The sequence below is a fragment of the Herbidospora daliensis genome (assembly GCF_001570585.1).
Classification (GTDB): domain Bacteria; phylum Actinomycetota; class Actinomycetes; order Streptosporangiales; family Streptosporangiaceae; genus Herbidospora; species Herbidospora daliensis.
In genome coordinates, this window is the sequence record NZ_BBXF01000007.1 from 201,508 (window position 1) to 216,264 (window position 14,757).

Below are 14,757 nucleotides of genomic sequence, written 5' to 3' on the forward strand. Positions count from 1 at the left end.
CGCAACAACCCAGAACCGCCCCAAAGAGACCAGCCACCCCCGCAAGACCAACCCCGAGACAAGCCCCCCGCCAACCCTGCCCCGACGAATGGACCGACACGTGGCTCTGGGAGATGTGCCAGGAGGAAGCGCGCAAGCCGGCCTGAAAACCCCGCGCCAACCCATGCGAACGGTCCACAAGGCGCACATGGAACAAGACACGCCAATCGGTATGTAACGGCTCCTACGACTCGGCCACGACCACACATCCTGCTGTAGTAACGTGCGTCCCTGACCGAGGTCACGAATTCGCAAACGGAGGAGTCGAGCGTGCGATCAGCGGGACTGGTCGCGGCCCTCATGCTGGCGCTCTCAATCGCTGCGCCAGCTCAGGCCGCGCCGGCACGGACCGCGCCGGCGCAGACCACTCCGTCGAAAGACCCGGCCACGCTGACCGAGCTCCGGCGCGACGCCGAAGAGGCGGCCAAGGGGATCGAGGCCGCCACCAAGGCGCTCGTCGCGCGGCAGAAGGAGTTCGACTCCTCCAACAAGCAGCTTGAGGCAAAACTCACCCAGCTTCGCGCCGCCGACCAGGAGCTCGCGAAGATCCGGCAGCCGCTGTCCGACCTGATCGAGGTCATGTACCAGAATCCGGCCAGCCGGAACATGGCCTCCATGCTGACCAGCTCGAACGGCGAGGCGTCGCTGCGGGCGATGAGCGACGCCAACCAGCTGATCGCGGGGCGCAACATCGTGGTCGTCGACGCGACCCGCCTGTTCCAGGATCGCGAGCAGCTGGCCTCGGAGGCGCAGGAGCTGCGGGCCACCAAGCTCCTCCAAGAAGCCCAGCTGACGTTCGAGATCGACACGCTGCGCAAGCAGTCGCAGAAGACGGTCAAATCCCTTACGTCGGCGCTCGCCAAACTCGGCGTGAAGCGTGGTGGGGGCGCGTGCGACCCGACGAGGGTCGTGCTCGCGGAGGAGTACGCCAACGGCCTGCTGCCCACGAACGTGCTCTGCCCGCTGCCCTTCAAGGGCGAGGAACTCCGCGCCGACGCGGCGATCGCCTTCGCCGACCTCAACCTGGCGTACAAGAAACGTTTCGGACAGCCCCTCTGCGTCGTCGACAGCTACCGCAGCCTCCGCGACCAGCAGATCGTCTACTACCAGCGCCCCGGCCTCGCGGCCATCCCCGGCCGCAGCAACCACGGCCTCGGCCTGGCGATCGACTTCTGCGGCCCGATCCGCGTGTACAAATCCACCGAATTCGTCTGGCTCGAACAGAACGGCAAGAAATTCGGCTGGATCCACCCCGACTGGGCCTACGTGAGCCCCTTCGAACCCTGGCACTGGGAATACGACCCCAAGATCGGCTCCCTCCTCTAAAAAGCAGTCTCCGTTACGGCTCCGCCCACCCCGGCACCCCCCGCCGCCGAGACCACGCGCCGCCCCCGGCGCCAACCGGCCGCGCCATCCCCGCCCCGCAACGACTGGAACCGCCCCAAAGACCACCTAACGCGGATGGATCGCGATCGACAACCGCGCCCCCGCCTGCGCCCGAGCCAACGAGGCGGCCTGCCCGGTCGTCGTGGCCAACACGAGCAGCCCACCCTCGTCCGACTGCGCCTTGGTCAACACGGTCACCCGCTCGGCCGCGGTTTCGGCATGCGTCTCATAAGCGGCCAGAACGTCGATCACATCCCCGGCCGCCACCAACCCGGCGGCGTCCGCATCCTCAACCCGCACGGGCGTGGCCACCACCCCCCGCGCATCAGATCCGAGCAACCCACCCCCGAGCAACCGAGCATCGGTGAGCACCTCCCCCCGCCGAGCAGCCCCCGTCAACACCCTCCCGACCACAGCGGACCCGGCCGCCAGATACCCGTCAGGCACAACGGACGCCGGCACCCGAACCGTGGAAAGATCCCCAGCCGCAAGACGCCCGCCAGAAAGATCACGAGCCGCGACGAGAACCGCCACACCCGACGGAGCCCGTACAGAGACAAGGGCCCCCGCCACCGCCAGCCCAAGCAGAACAGCCGAGATCAACCGCCGCCGCCGAGCGAGCACACGAGCCCACCGCGCCGGCACCACGACACGCATGACAGAACTCCAGGCGAGAAAGGGGACGCGGCACCCACCCATCGAGCCCGCACCACAGAACCGAACCGCTCCCACCATGGCCAGAGGAGTGAATCGTTCCAACCGCGGCGAGACGAACACAAAGAACACGGGCAGGCGCAATCACATTGGACCCACCCGAGGGACGGCGGCCAACTGATCGATCACCCAAGTTCCGCCCCGAAAGACGTGGCTAGGTCATTGATCACGTAAGAACCACCCCCGAGAGGGCTAGGCAAATCATCGATCACGTAGAACTCACTCAGGAGGGCCGCAGCTAAGTCATCGATCCTCTGGACCCACCCTGGAAGGCGCCGGCCAACTCATGGATAGCGCAAGACCCGCCCGGGAGGGCGGCGGCCAACTCGTCGAGGAACTCCCCCAGGAGAGAGGCAATCAGGTCGTTGATCCGTAGGACCCGCCTAGGAGGGGCGGCCAAGTCGTCGAGAGGACCCGCATAGGAAGGCGGCAGCCATCGATCACGACAGACCCCTGCCGCCCACAGCACCGACTACGGAAGTTCGAACGGCAGCTTGATCCCGTCCAGCGCGTTCCCGCAAGCGCAAGCCCGTTCCTCCGGCAACGCCTGCACCACCTGCCCCACCAGCGACCGCATCCGCTCCACGTTGCGCGCGAAGAACGCCATCACCTCTTCATGGGTGACCCCTTCGCCCGCCTCGACCCCCGCGTCGTGATCGGTGACAAGCGACATCGACGTATAACAGAGCGCCAACTCCCGAGCCAGCACAGACTCAGGAAACCCCGTCATCCCGACGATCGAGCACCCCATGCTCGCGAACCACTTCGACTCGGCCCGGGTCGAGAACCGAGGCCCCTCGATGACGACCAGGGTCCCACCGTCGGACACATCCCAGCCAGCAGCGCCCGCCACGGACACGGCGGCGGAACGCCCGTCAGGGCAGTAGGGGTCGGCGAACGACACGTGGACGGCGCCGCCCGCGTCGTAAAAAGTCTGGACACGACCGGAGGTGCGGTCGATGAGCTGGTCGGGCACGACCAACGCGCCGGGGCCCAGCTCGGCGCGCAGGGAGCCGACGGCGCTGGGGGCCAGCACCTGGCGCACGCCCAGGGAGCGCAGCGCCCACATGTTGGCCCGGTAGGGGATGCGGTGGGGTGGGAAGCCGTGGTCCCGCCCGTGGCGGGGGATGAAGGCGACGGTGCGGCCGCCGATGCGCCCGACCGTCACCTTGTCGCTGGGAGGCCCGTAGGGGGTCGCGACATCGATCTCCTCGGCGTCGTCGAGCAGGGAGTAGAACCCTGAACCGCCGATGACACCGATGTCTGCACGATTGACCATGGCGCCGACACTAGCGCCCCCGGCCCCACCCGGTGAGGCCGTCTCCGCCTTCCTGTGGACAACCCACTTCGGCGCTGGTCAGGCCGCCGGCGTGCTCGCGGGAGTGGTGCTGGCCGGGGTGCTCGTCTCGGCCGGCTTGCTCTCGGCAGCAGGCTTGGACGCCGTCGACGAGGTCGTGGACGACGACGTCGACGACCGGTTGTCGGTCCGGTAGAAGCCGGAGCCCTTGAACACGATGCCCACCGCGTTGAAGACCTTGCGGAGGCGGCCCTGGCACGCGGGGCACTCGGTCAGGGCGTCGTCGGTGAACTTCTGGACGACTTCGAGCTGCTCACCACAACTGGTGCAGGCGTACTGATAGGTGGGCACGCGGTCCTCCTCGACTTGGCACTCGACCCAAGTGACTGCTAAATGATAAGGCAATCGGCAAGCTGCAACGTTGCCGTGGGGGAGTTTAGTCCCCTGTCTCCCCATACCAGCCTGCGAGTTTGCCTCTGCGAGAGACCGCGCGCAGGCGCTTCTCCACGGTGCGGCGCTGGGCCGCGGTGGTCACGACGAGCAGCTGGTCGTCGCGGCGCAGGCGGGTGCTGCCGTCGGGGACGAACGAGTGGCCGTCTCTGACGACCATGGTGACGGCGGCGTCGGCGGGCAGGCGGAGCTCGAAGACCTCGACGCCGTGGAGCTTCGACTGGGGCGGGATCCGCACCTGGAGCAGGTCGGCGTTGAGCTCCTCCAGCGGGGCGGCCTCCACGTCGAGGTCGCGGGCCTCGCCGTCGTTCGACAGGCCCAGCACACGGGCCAGGAACGGCAGGGTGGGGCCCTGGATCAGGGTGAAGACCACCACGATCACGAAGACCTCGTTGAACAGCGCCTTCGCGCCGGGCACTCCGGCCGCCCACGGGATGGTGGCCAGGACGATCGGGACCGCGCCGCGCAGGCCGGCCCACGACAGGAAGACCTGTTCTCGCCAGCTGACGTGGTCGATGCGGGTGAGACGGACCGCCAGAGACGACAGGACCACCGAGATCGGGCGGGCCAGCAGCACCAGCGCCAGGCCGGCGACCAGGCCGGGGATGATCTGGCTGGGCAGCTCGTCGGGGCTGACCAGCAGGCCGAGGATGACGAACAGGCCGATCTGGGCCAGCCAGGCCGCCCCTTCGGCGAAGCCTCTGGTCGCGGCCCGGTGGGGGAGGCGGCTGTTGCCGATAATGAGCGCGGCGACGTACACGGAAAGGAAACCCGAGGCGTGGAGCAGGACCGCGCCGCTGTAGGCGATGAAGGCGACGGCCAAGACCGCGATCGGGTAGAGGCCCGAGGCGGGCAGCGCGACGCGGCGCAGCGCGTAGGCGGCGATGGGGCCGGCGGCGCAGCCGACCGCCGCGCCCGCGGCCAGTTCCCACAGGGCGGTGCCCAGAACGTTCCACGTGGTGGGCATGGGCGCGCTGACCTGGCTGAGCATCACGACGACGATCACCGTGGGGGCGTCGTTGAAGCCCGATTCGGCCTCCAGGGTGCCGGCCAGGCGGGGCGGCAGCGGGAGGCGGCGCAGCACGCTGAAGACCGCGGCGGCGTCGGTCGAGGCGAGGATCGCGCCCAGGAGCATGGCCGTGCGCCAGTCCATGCCGAGGAAGCCGAACACGGCCAGGGCCAGCACGATGATGCTGACCGCGACGCCGAAGGTGGCCAGCACCAATGCGGTCGGTACGGCCTTGCGCACGTGTTCCCAGTTGGTGGTCAGGCCGCCTTCGGCCAGAATGATCGCGAGGGCGATCAGGCCGATCTGCTTGGCCAGTTCGGCGTCCTCGAAGTGGATGCCGAGGCCCGACTCGCCGAGGGCGACGCCCAGGGCGAGGTAGAGCAGCAGTGAGGGCAGGCCGGTGCGGTGGGCGACTCTGACCGAGACCACGGCCGCCAGGACGATCACGGCGGACAGGAGGAGCCATCCGTCGATGTCCAGACGCACCAGGTCCCCTTTCGTGATTTATGTAGATTCTTTCACAGGAACAACACGGATCCCGGACGGCAACGCCGCGTACCGCACGCGCTGGTCATGCGGCTCGGCGGGCACGCCCGCACGCAGTTCCCCCTCGTTGAGGAGGGCCACGGTCGGCACGTTGGGGCCCACTCTCGCCAGGGCTCTGTCGTAGGAGCCGCCGCCTCGCCCGAGGCGTACACCCGAATGGGGATCGACGGCGAGCGCCGGGACGATCACCAGCGCGGCGGTCCTGATCGTGTCGACGCCGCGCCTGGTGTCGACCGGTTCCATGATCCCGTGGCGGCCCGGCGCCAGGGTGTCGGGACCGTCGTAGACCGCCCAGTCGAGGTCGTCGTCGTCGCGCAGCACCGGCAGGATCACGGTCGCGCCGTGTTTCCACAGGGCGAAGACCAGGCCCTCGGTGGACGGTTCCGTTCCGGTCGACCAATAACAGGCGACGAGGCCGGCCATCTGGACCCATGGCTGGTCAAGCAGGGTCTCCCTGATCCGGCGAGCGCTCTCACGGCGATCGTCGGCGTCCATGATGGAACGTTCACGCAGAATTTCGCGCCTCAGCTCGAACTTGTCCAAAGAGCCCTCCACTAGCCTTCATCCATGGGTGCTGACTTCGACTCCGTAACCAAAGCCGTCGTCCCCGCCGCCGGTCTCGGGACGCGATTCCTGCCCGCGACCAAGGCCACTCCGAAGGAGATGCTGCCGATCGTCGACAAACCGGCGATCCAGTATGTCGTCGAGGAGGCAGTCTCCGCGGGGCTGCTCGACGTGCTGATGGTCACCGGGCGCAACAAACGATCCATTGAAGACCACTTCGACGTGGCCGCGGAGCTGGAGGGCGCCCTCCGGGCGAAGGGCGACGAGAAGCGCCTCTCGCAGATTCAGGAACCCGTCGACCTCGCGACCATGCACTACGTCCGCCAGGGCGAGCCGAAGGGCCTCGGCCACGCCGTGTTGTGCGCCAAGCAACACGTCGGCCACGAGCCGTTCGCGTGTCTCCTCGGCGACGACATCATCGACCCCAACGACCCGCTGCTCAACCGCATGATCGAGGTACGCCAGCAGCGCGGCGGCAGCGTCATCGCGCTGATGGAGGTGCCCGAGGAGCAGGTCTCCCAGTACGGCTGCGCCGCCATCGAGGCGACCGACGAGGACGACGTCGTGCGGATCACCGACCTGGTCGAGAAGCCCCCGAAAGAGGAGGCGCCCTCGAACTGGGCCATCATCGGGCGATACGTGATCGACCCGGCCGTCTTCGAGGTGCTGGAGAAGACCCCGCCCGGCCGGGGCGGCGAGATCCAGCTCACCGACGCGCTGCGCACGCTCGCGTCGAGCACCCCCGAAGAGGGCGGCCCCGTCTACGGCGTGCTCTTCCGCGGCCGCCGCTTCGACACCGGCGACAAGCTGCAGTACCTGCAGACCGTGGTGGAGTTCGCGGCGCGGCGGCAGGACCTCGCCCCCGAGTTCCTGCCCTGGCTGCGAGAATTCCTGAATGAGGCACAGCCCTAGCGATCTCAAACCGGTCGATCGGCACCTCGCCGACATCCTGGCGACCGTCCGCCCTCTCGCGCCGCTCGAGCTCGACCTCGAGCGGGCGCTGGGGGCGGTGCTCGCCGAAGACGTGACCGCGCCGGTCGACCTGCCGCCCTTCGACAACTCGGCGATGGACGGCTACGCGGTCGTCGCCGCCGACCTCGCCGGTGCGCCGGTCACGCTGCCGGTGACCGAGGACGTCGCGGCGGGCGACCCGCTGGTCCGCGCGATCGGGCCGGGCCTCACCGCACGGATCATGACCGGGGCGCCGCTGCCGGCGGGCGCCGACGCGGTCGTGCCGGTCGAGTACACCGACGGCGGCACCGCCAACGTGGTCATCCACAAGCAGGTCGAGCGCGGCAACGCGATCCGCAGGGCCGGTGAAGATGTGCGGGTGGGAGACGTGGTCCTGGCCGCGGGCACGCGCATCGGCGCGGCCCAGATCGGCATGCTCGCCGGCGTGGGGCGGCGGCGCGTGCTGGTCCGGCCGGTGCCCCGGGTGGCCGTGCTCTCGACTGGCGCCGAACTCGCCGAGCCCGGCACCCCGCTCGGCCACGGCCAGATCTGGGAGTCCAACAGCTTCATGCTGGCCGCCGCGGTCCGCGAGGCCGGCGGCGAGGCGTTCCGCGTGGGCTCGGTGACCGACGACCCGCGTGTCTTCATGGAGACTCTGGACGCCCAGCTCGTCCGGGCCGACGCGGTGATCACCAGCGGCGGGGTCTCGATGGGCGCCTACGAGCCGGTGAAAGAGGGCCTGAGCCCGCTCGGCACGGTCAAGTTCGAGAAGGTCGCCATGCAGCCCGGCATGCCCCAGGGGTTCGGCGTGGTCGGCGACGACGAGATCCCGATCTTCACCCTGCCGGGCAACCCCGTCTCGTCGTATGTCTCCTTCGTCCTGTTCGTGCGCCCGGCCCTGCGCCGGTTGCAGGGCCTGCCCGCCGAGCTGCCCGCCTCGGTGCGGGCCGTGTGCACCGGCCGGCTGCGCTCGCCGCAGGGCCGCCGCTCCTACCTGCGCGCCGTGCTGGCCGGCGACCGGGTCACCCCCGCGCGCGGCCAGGGCTCCCACCAGCTCGCCGCGCTGGCCGCCGCCGACGCGCTGATCGTCGTACCCGAAGACGTGACCGAGGTCCCCGAGGGGACGACTGTTGAGGTGATCCCGCTGTGAATCTCACCCATCTCGACGAATCGGGCCAGGCCCGCATGGTCGACGTGTCAGAAAAACCCGTCTCTGTCCGTACGTCCACCGCCTCCGGTCGTGTGCTGCTCTCCGAGGAGGCCGTGGCGATCCTGAGGTCGGGCGACACCCCGAAGGGCGACGCGCTCGGGGTGGCCCGGATCGCCGGGATCATGGGCGCCAAGAAGACCCCCGACCTGATCCCCCTCTGCCACCCCATCGCCCTGCACGGCGTGAAAGTGGAGCTGACGGTGGTCGATTCCGGCGTCGACATCACCGCGTTCGTGAAAACGGCCGACAAGACGGGCGTCGAGATGGAGGCCCTCACCGCCGTGACCGTGGCCGCCCTCGGCCTGATCGACATGATCAAGGCCGTCGACCCCGCCGCCGTCATCACCGACGTGCGCGTCGAGGAGAAGACCGGCGGCAAGACCGGCGACTGGCGGCGCCCGTGATCCGCGCCCTGGTCATCACCGCCTCCAACCGCGCCGCCGAGGGGGTGTACGAAGACCGGTCGGGCCGGATCCTCCACACCCTCCTGGAGGAGCACGGCTGCACGGTCGACGGCCCCGTGGTGGTCCACGACGGTGAACCGGTGTATGAAGCGTTGGTGAAGGGGCTCGAGTCGGCGTACCACGTCATCGTCACCACCGGGGGAACCGGGCTGACGCCGACCGACCTGACCCCCGAGATGACCCGGCGCGTGCTCGACCGGGAGATCCCCGGCATCGCCGAGGCGATCAGGCAGGCCAACCGCGAGAAGGTGCCCACCTCGGTGCTCTCGCGCGGACTGTCGGGCCAGGCGGGCTCGACCCTGGTGGTCAACCTGCCCGGCTCCACCGGCGGCGTACGCGACGGAATGGCCGTCCTCGGCCCCATCCTCGGCCACGTGGTCGACCAGATCCGCGGCGGTGACCATCGCGTCTGATGGCGCGATTCGGTGAACAAGAGGGATGATTGACAAGTGGATCGACTTCGCGGCTGGCCCGCGACCCTGGCGGAGGGCCCCATCGGCCTCCGGCCGCTCCGGCTCCGCGACGTGCGCGTCTGGCGGGAAACCCGCCTGCGCAACGCCGACTGGCTGCGCCCCTGGGAACCCAGCAACCCCGAGACGCCCCTGTTCCGCACCGGCCTCAGCCCCTACGTCTCCATGGTCGGCACCCTCCGCCGCGAGGCCAGACAGGGCCTGGCCCTGCCGTGGGTCGTGACGTACAACGGCGCCTTCGCCGGCCAGCTCACCGTCGGCGCGATCGTCTGGGGCTCGGCCCGCTCCGCCCAGGTCGGCTACTGGGTCGACGGCGCCCAGGCCGGCAAGGGCATCATCCCCACCGCCCTCGCCATGGCCGTCGACCACTGCTTCTTCACCACCGGCCTCCACCGCCTCGAAGCCAACATCCGCCCCGAAAACCACGCCAGCCGCCGCGTCGTCGAAAAACTCGGCTTCCGCGAGGAGGGCGTACGCCGACGGCAACTCCACATCGACGGAGCGTGGCGAGACCACATCTGCTACGCGTTGACCGTGGAAGACGTGCCCAGGGGCCTGCTCGTCCAGTGGCGCCGCGCCCGAGACTCATCGGCCGCACGTCACGGCGAGTCCCCGTAGGCGACAACAGCTTCGACGATCTCGCGACACACCGGACCGAATGCTCGTCAATCAGTGACACGCCGCCTTACGGTGCGTGACGTGAGCATGCAGGCGGGCGGAGACCGGGAGGAGAGCAGCCGATGAGCAGCGTCCTCCTATATCTGGCCATCGTCGCAATGTGGCTCGGCGTCCTCGTTCCGATGTGGCTACGCCGCGACCGCTATGTCCTAATGGACGAAGACAAGGACAACACCGAGGGCGACACCTTGATCGAAACCCCCGATCAAGCCACCCCCTCACCCACGACTGCGGAATCGTCGCAATCACCGGAAGAGGAGGCATCGGTGTCCGACCCCGCGGCCTCCTCCGACCCCCAGTACGCCACCAACCGCCGCAGAGCCCGCATCCGGGTCCGCCGGCGCCGCACCCTGCTGTGGTGCGTGGCCATGGTGCTCGTCTCCTCCGTGGCCGCCTTCCTCGGCGCGGTGCCGTGGTGGGGCGTCGTGCCGGCCGCGCTCCTTCTCGGGCTGTACGTGACGTTGCTGCGAGTGGCCTCCAAGCTGGAAGACGAGCAGCAGGACCTGGCGGCCCGCGTACGGGCCGATCGGATGCGACGGGCGCGGCAGGAAGCCCGGCGGGCCGCCGAGGCGGCTCTGGAGGCCGAGATCATCGAACTGGAGAAGAAGCGCGGGGGCGTGTTCGACCAGTACGCGGATCACCGGCGAGCGGTGGGGGACTAGGCGTGGATGGCGCGAAGGGGTGCTGGAGTTTGGTAGCCTAGATCTCGTTCACGGGGCTATAGCGCAGTCCGGTAGCGCACTTCGTTCGCATCGAAGGGGTCTGGGGTTCAAATCCCCATAGCTCCACTCATGAACTTGCAGGTCAGAGGCCAGTTCCGCTCAGCGGGGCTGGCCTTTTTGATCTTCTGAGTGACAAACTGAGTGACTGCGCCCGATCGCGTCCTGAGGGGCCTCAAGGCGCGCTTGCGGCCACCTGTGTATCTAGATCGTCCTTTGGCAAATCCTCCAAAGCGCTGCTGGGCTTCACGCCCAGCTGAGGGCGGCGCTGGCCTTCAAGTACGAGAACGCCGTCGCTGACAGCCGCTCCCTACGTGCGGCGACCCATGCGAGGGACGGGGGTCACGTTCACTTCCTCAACGCGGCCATCGCTGGGACTGTCGATTTTCCTTTATATGCACGATCGTCCAAGTTATGTCAACTATGAGAGTTTAATCCGAATTGATGTACTTCCTGTGCTTGCGGCCGATTGATTGATGCCATTGGTGCCAATAAATCCAACGTAATGGAATTTTTTTGGGGCATGCCTAAATCTATATAGTGACTGACTAATTTCGCGCATTACGCGAGACCCCCTTGTGTTCTGTAGTTTTGGATGGTCGAAGTGGTTGCTTGTCGCCGTTAAAAAGTGCGATGCCAGTCCATGAATAGATTTATGTCGCGATCAAATCGCGCTTTGGGTCCGCAACTTAACTTCTCCGCAGATGTTGTCGCTAGTTTTATTTCACGCGCCAGACACTGCTTCCACATTCTTCGTGTGCTTGTAATGGGCTATTAACAAAGAAGGGCTCGAAGTTGCTCGTCATAGCGGCCGGACCGCGCGCCCGGTCGACTCAGGAGCCTGCCGAGTCAACAGTGAGAGGGGGTGGCGCAAATGGCTGGGCGGCGCAAGAATCGGGGCCCGTCCGACGCCGGGGAACCGGCTTGGGTGTCGATTCTCGCGAGAGTCGTTGCTGAGACGGTCGGGGCAATCCTCGACCGTCTCATGCGAGGGGGATAAATCGTCGGGCAGCTGCTAGGAGCCATGTAGCCAACTCCTAGCAGCGCCTCTAACGCGCGGGCCTTCGTAGAACGCACCCACGGGCTGCGGAGGCCCGCTACGTCGAAGGATAGCAACGCACGTCATGATTCCAGGTCGGCTTTGCCTGGCGCAGTGAGATGTGTGTCCAGCTTCACCAAGGTCAAAGGCCAGTTCCGTCGACCGGAACTGGCCTTTTGATTTTCTAAATGGTTAAGCCTTGAAGATATCGTCCATGGCCTCAGCGCCCTCCAACAGCATGGGCCGGAGTTGCTTCCTGTAGACGAGTTCAGTGACCTTGGTGTTGCTGTGGCCGACCAGGCGCGAGATGTTCTCGATGGGGACGCCGCTGTCCGAGAGCAGGGAGACGAAGCTGTGCCGCATCTCGCGCGGCGTCCACTCCTTCTCGTTCAGACCGGCCTTCTTGAGGACCTTCCGGAAGGCGCGGCGGACATTGTGTGAGTCGAGTTGAGTGCCGACCGTCGAGGCGAACACGAGGTCGTTCTCCTGCCACCGCTTCCCGGCAGCCTTGCGGGCGACGGCCTGACGCTCCTGATGGGCCTTCAGCGCCTCAGCGCAGCGCTTCGGCATGGCCAGCGTGCGCCGGGACATCTGAGTCTTGGTGTCGCCACCGGCCCGCACGGACCGCCACACCATGATGGACGCGGGTTCGCCCTTCAGGGCGACGTGCGACCAGGTCAGGGCGCGGAGCTCCTCCGTACGAGCCCCGATCAGCAGAGACAGGACGATGTACGCGTTGAGCAACGTCCCGTCCGCCGCGTCCAGGACGGCTTCCGCCTGGTTGAAGGTCAGGGACTTGGACGGGCGGCCCGGCCGGCCTTTCGGGATCTCGCACAACAGGACCACGTTGCGCTTCACCTTGTCGCGGGCCTGGGCGCGGTTGACCGCGCGGAGCAGGATCGAGCGGACCTCACGCAGGGACCGGGTGCTGAGGACCTTCGAGCGGTCGGCCAGCCAGGTGTCAACTTCGTCGGCGGAGAGCTCGGCCAGCTTGCGGGCGCCCAGGCAGGCGATCACGTGTTTCTGGCCGAGGATCTTGCACTTCTCGACGGTGGCGGAGTCTCGGCCGCTGAGGCCGAACAGGAGCCAGTTCTCCACCGCGTTCGCCACGGTGTATCCGGCCGAGGAGACGAGGAGGCCCTCCTCCCAGTCGCGGATGATCTGCTTCAGGCGTGCCTTCGCTTCGGTCTTCGTCTTGCCGCTGGCCTTCTTGACGATGCGCTTGCCCTTCGGGGTGTAGCCCACCGTGAGGGATGCGATCCAGCGCTGACGCTCTTCGTCCCAGTGGAGACCGCCGTCTCCCGGGCTACGTCGCTTGGTCATCAGGCTCCCGCCTCCCGCTCCAGAAGAGTGATGTAGTCGGCGATGGCGCTCGCGGGCACCAGCCGGGTCCGGCCCTCCTTGACCGACCGCAGACGGCCGGACCGGATGAGTTCGTAGATCACCGTGCGGCTCAGGCCGAGCAGGTCCATCGCGGTGGCGACCCGATAGAGGCGGAAGGACGTCAGCTCACTTGCCATGGGCGGTCCCCGTTCCCTTGAGCTCGGCGGCCAGGGCGGCTTCACCAGGGGTGAGGCCCTGACCGGCATAAGTCCACGAGCCGAGGACGAGCGTCGTCGCCGGGTCGCGGGTGATGCGGATGCGGAAGTCGGTGCGTGCCTGACGGAGGCGCGTCAGCGTGGTCGAGTAGCGGCGGCTCTTGGTCGAGAAGTGGCCCCGGAATCCGAGCATGTGAGCCCACTCGCGGAGCCGGAGGTGGGCGTACTCGGGATGGGCGATGTGGTTGCCGAGCCGCCAGGCGGTGCGGATCAGTTGGGCGGTGTGGTCGGGCACGCCCTGGGCCTTGAGCCGGGCGATGTCGTGAGCCCTGACCGGCCGGTCGAGCGTGCCGGAGGTCTCGGCCGACTTGGTGGCGTACTTGGCGACGTATCCGGCGACGGCGCGTTCGGTGATAGCGCCGGAGGCGGTGATGACGGAGACGTCGATCTGTCGTCCCCAGCGGAGAGGCTTGTCCAGGCCGGGGACGTCGAGGCTGACCGCGAGCGCGGCCGACCGTATTGCGTCCCCGAGCAGTTCAGCGGTGGCCCACGGCGGCGGTGTGACGAGCCCGGTTGATGAGCGGCCGTCGAGTCGGATGACCGCGTGGAAGTGGACCAGGCCGCGCGCCTGGTACTCGGCGACCTTGGCGAAGGAGACCCGGGTGGTGGCGTCGAAGGTGGTCCGGGACAGTCCGGCCGTGTTGGCCAGGTGACGGCGCAGGTAGATGGTGAAGCGCCGCCAGAGGTCTCCGGCGTGGGCGTTCCACAGGACGTGGCCGGTGTAGTCGTAAGTGCCCGGGTCGATGGCCTGGCCGATACGCGGGTCGCCGGCCTTGTGCCAGTGGCGGCAGGACGGGCCGGTTCGCCGAGGGTGGCAGACCACGGTCTTGCCGTCCTTGCCGGGACCGCGATGGACCGGGCCGAAGGACGGCGCGGTGAGCGTGGCCAGCACGCGCGGGTGTGCGCTGACGGTCGAGGGCACGCCCTTGTCCCCGCCGAGGAGTCCGGCGCGGATGAGGTGGAAGGTGTCGCGGCGGTAGACCTCGGCGCAGGCCGGGCAGCGGGACGCGCGGCGGTTGCCGCACCTCAGCAAGAGATGCCCGTGCGGTTCGGCGCTGGTGTCGTACGTGCTGACGATCTGGCCGGTCTGGGTGTCGAGCGTTTCGGTGTGGCCGGTGAGCCGCATCGGCTCGCGGCAGCCGCCCAGTCGTTCGACCTGGTCGAGCCAGCGGTTCAGGTCGTGGCCGGAGCGGCGGGCCAGGTCGCGGATGACCGGGCCGATGAGGTCGCTCAGCGCGGTCGGCGTCACCTGAGCGACTTCAGGGCGTGCGAAAGACAACGGTTCTCCTGGTGAGCTATGAGATGCGGCGCGAGGCGGGAGCTGGCAGGCGTCGACCGCCTCGCGCCGAGAGTTCAGATGCCGTGGTTGTCGATGCCGGTGCCCAGGCAGTCGAGGCAGGTGACGGCCTCGCCCTGGTCGTCGTTGACGAGACCGGTTCCGCCGCAGGTGCAGCAGCGGGAGCGGATCACAGGATGCCGGTGCCGCTGCAGTCGAGGCAGAGCGCCCAGGTGTCGAACTCGGCGATGGAGCGGCCACGCCTGACGATGACGGTGTCTTCGATCTGGCCTTCGCCACCGCAGGTCAGGCAGGGGACGGGCTTCTTTCGAGGCATGAGAATCCCT

The 14,757-nt window shown here is 68.0% G+C and carries 16 protein-coding genes, 1 tRNA gene and 1 pseudogene; 8 read left to right on the forward strand and 10 right to left on the reverse strand.

Going from position 1 to position 14,757, the window contains the following annotated elements; translation table 11 throughout:
- Positions 1-309: 309 nt before the first annotated feature.
- Entirely contained in the window at positions 310-1,365 is a 1,056-nt protein-coding gene (locus tag AW274_RS31695; RefSeq protein WP_157520833.1) for a M15 family metallopeptidase, read from the forward strand.
- Positions 1,366-1,491: 126 nt separating this feature from the next.
- On the opposite strand, the gene AW274_RS42295 is transcribed toward AW274_RS31695, so the two are convergent.
- From AW274_RS42295 to AW274_RS31720, 6 genes and pseudogenes are all read right to left on the reverse strand, one after another.
- Positions 1,492-1,725, reverse strand: coding sequence for a hypothetical protein (locus tag AW274_RS42295; protein ID WP_232320591.1), 234 nt, complete (start codon positions 1,723-1,725; stop codon positions 1,492-1,494).
- A gap of 63 nt (positions 1,726-1,788) precedes the next feature.
- Positions 1,789-2,160 (reverse strand): annotated as a pseudogene (locus AW274_RS42300) (SAF domain-containing protein); the annotation flags it as partial.
- 451 nt (positions 2,161-2,611) lie between these two features.
- Positions 2,612-3,418 (reverse strand): S-methyl-5'-thioadenosine phosphorylase, encoded by an 807-nt coding sequence (locus AW274_RS31705; RefSeq protein WP_062440064.1) that lies wholly within the window; start codon positions 3,416-3,418, stop codon positions 2,612-2,614.
- Positions 3,419-3,496: 78 nt separating this feature from the next.
- On the reverse strand, positions 3,497-3,787 hold the full coding sequence (locus AW274_RS31710; RefSeq protein ID WP_062440067.1) for an FmdB family zinc ribbon protein: 291 nt from the start codon (positions 3,785-3,787) through the stop codon (positions 3,497-3,499).
- Between the two features lie 85 nt (positions 3,788-3,872).
- Positions 3,873-5,381, reverse strand: a complete 1,509-nt coding sequence (locus AW274_RS31715; RefSeq protein WP_369408684.1) for a potassium/proton antiporter — start codon at positions 5,379-5,381, stop codon at positions 3,873-3,875.
- Positions 5,382-5,399: 18 nt separating this feature from the next.
- A complete protein-coding gene (locus AW274_RS31720) occupies positions 5,400-5,984 on the reverse strand; it encodes a 5-formyltetrahydrofolate cyclo-ligase (RefSeq protein WP_062440069.1) in 585 nt (194 codons plus the stop codon).
- A 24-nt stretch (positions 5,985-6,008) separates the two neighbouring features.
- Between AW274_RS31720 and galU the strand changes: the two genes are divergently transcribed.
- From galU to AW274_RS31755, 7 genes are all read left to right on the forward strand, one after another.
- A complete protein-coding gene (galU, locus tag AW274_RS31725) occupies positions 6,009-6,917 on the forward strand; it encodes a UTP--glucose-1-phosphate uridylyltransferase GalU (RefSeq protein ID WP_062440071.1) in 909 nt (302 codons plus the stop codon).
- Positions 6,901-8,106, forward strand: coding sequence for a molybdotransferase-like divisome protein Glp (glp, locus tag AW274_RS31730; protein WP_062440076.1), 1,206 nt, complete (start codon positions 6,901-6,903; stop codon positions 8,104-8,106). Before galU ends, glp begins: the two co-directional genes overlap by 17 nt.
- Positions 8,103-8,570 carry a cyclic pyranopterin monophosphate synthase MoaC gene (moaC, locus tag AW274_RS31735; RefSeq protein WP_062440079.1) on the forward strand — a complete coding sequence of 156 codons (468 nt, stop codon included), beginning with the start codon at positions 8,103-8,105 and terminating at the stop codon, positions 8,568-8,570. Before glp ends, moaC begins: the two co-directional genes overlap by 4 nt.
- Positions 8,567-9,043 (forward strand): MogA/MoaB family molybdenum cofactor biosynthesis protein, encoded by a 477-nt coding sequence (locus tag AW274_RS31740; RefSeq protein ID WP_198169508.1) that lies wholly within the window; start codon positions 8,567-8,569, stop codon positions 9,041-9,043. Before moaC ends, AW274_RS31740 begins: the two co-directional genes overlap by 4 nt.
- 36 nt (positions 9,044-9,079) lie before the next feature.
- Positions 9,080-9,718: a GNAT family N-acetyltransferase gene (locus AW274_RS31745; protein WP_062440085.1), complete on the forward strand. Its 639-nt coding sequence runs from the start codon at positions 9,080-9,082 to the stop codon at positions 9,716-9,718.
- Positions 9,719-9,840: 122 nt separating this feature from the next.
- Complete coding sequence (gene sepX / locus AW274_RS31750) at positions 9,841-10,440, forward strand: divisome protein SepX/GlpR (protein WP_062440089.1); 600 nt, start codon at positions 9,841-9,843, stop codon at positions 10,438-10,440.
- Positions 10,441-10,492: 52 nt separating this feature from the next.
- A tRNA-Ala gene (locus AW274_RS31755) sits at positions 10,493-10,566 on the forward strand.
- 1,162 nt (positions 10,567-11,728) lie between these two features.
- Here the strand turns inward: AW274_RS31755 and AW274_RS31760 are convergent.
- From AW274_RS31760 to AW274_RS40710, 4 genes are all read right to left on the reverse strand, one after another.
- Positions 11,729-12,859, reverse strand: coding sequence for a tyrosine-type recombinase/integrase (locus tag AW274_RS31760; protein ID WP_062440092.1), 1,131 nt, complete (start codon positions 12,857-12,859; stop codon positions 11,729-11,731).
- Positions 12,859-13,056 carry a helix-turn-helix domain-containing protein gene (locus AW274_RS31765; RefSeq protein ID WP_062440095.1) on the reverse strand — a complete coding sequence of 66 codons (198 nt, stop codon included), beginning with the start codon at positions 13,054-13,056 and terminating at the stop codon, positions 12,859-12,861. Before AW274_RS31765 ends, AW274_RS31760 begins: the two co-directional genes overlap by 1 nt.
- The gene (locus AW274_RS31770) at positions 13,046-14,383 is read right to left on the reverse strand and encodes a replication initiator (RefSeq protein WP_062440098.1); all 1,338 of its coding nucleotides are present in this window, start codon (positions 14,381-14,383) and stop codon (positions 13,046-13,048) included. The genes AW274_RS31765 and AW274_RS31770 overlap by 11 nt, the downstream gene beginning before the upstream one ends.
- A gap of 217 nt (positions 14,384-14,600) precedes the next feature.
- Positions 14,601-14,747 (reverse strand): hypothetical protein, encoded by a 147-nt coding sequence (locus AW274_RS40710; protein WP_157520834.1) that lies wholly within the window; start codon positions 14,745-14,747, stop codon positions 14,601-14,603.
- Positions 14,748-14,757 lie beyond the last annotated feature (10 nt).

Bases quoted from the DNA above. Each gene is read 5' to 3' on its own strand.
- AW274_RS31705 (WP_062440064.1), bottom strand. From the start codon at position 3,418: ATGGTCAATCGTGCAGACATCGGTGTCATCGGCGGTTCAGGGTTCTAC.
- galU (WP_062440071.1), top strand. From the start codon at position 6,009: ATGGGTGCTGACTTCGACTCCGTAACCAAAGCCGTCGTCCCCGCCGCC.
- sepX (WP_062440089.1), top strand. From the start codon at position 9,841: ATGAGCAGCGTCCTCCTATATCTGGCCATCGTCGCAATGTGGCTCGGC.
- AW274_RS40710 (WP_157520834.1), bottom strand. From the start codon at position 14,747: ATGCCTCGAAAGAAGCCCGTCCCCTGCCTGACCTGCGGTGGCGAAGGC.
- glp (WP_062440076.1), top strand. From the start codon at position 6,901: ATGAGGCACAGCCCTAGCGATCTCAAACCGGTCGATCGGCACCTCGCC.
- AW274_RS31760 (WP_062440092.1), bottom strand. From the start codon at position 12,859: ATGACCAAGCGACGTAGCCCGGGAGACGGCGGTCTCCACTGGGACGAA.
- AW274_RS31765 (WP_062440095.1), bottom strand. From the start codon at position 13,056: ATGGCAAGTGAGCTGACGTCCTTCCGCCTCTATCGGGTCGCCACCGCG.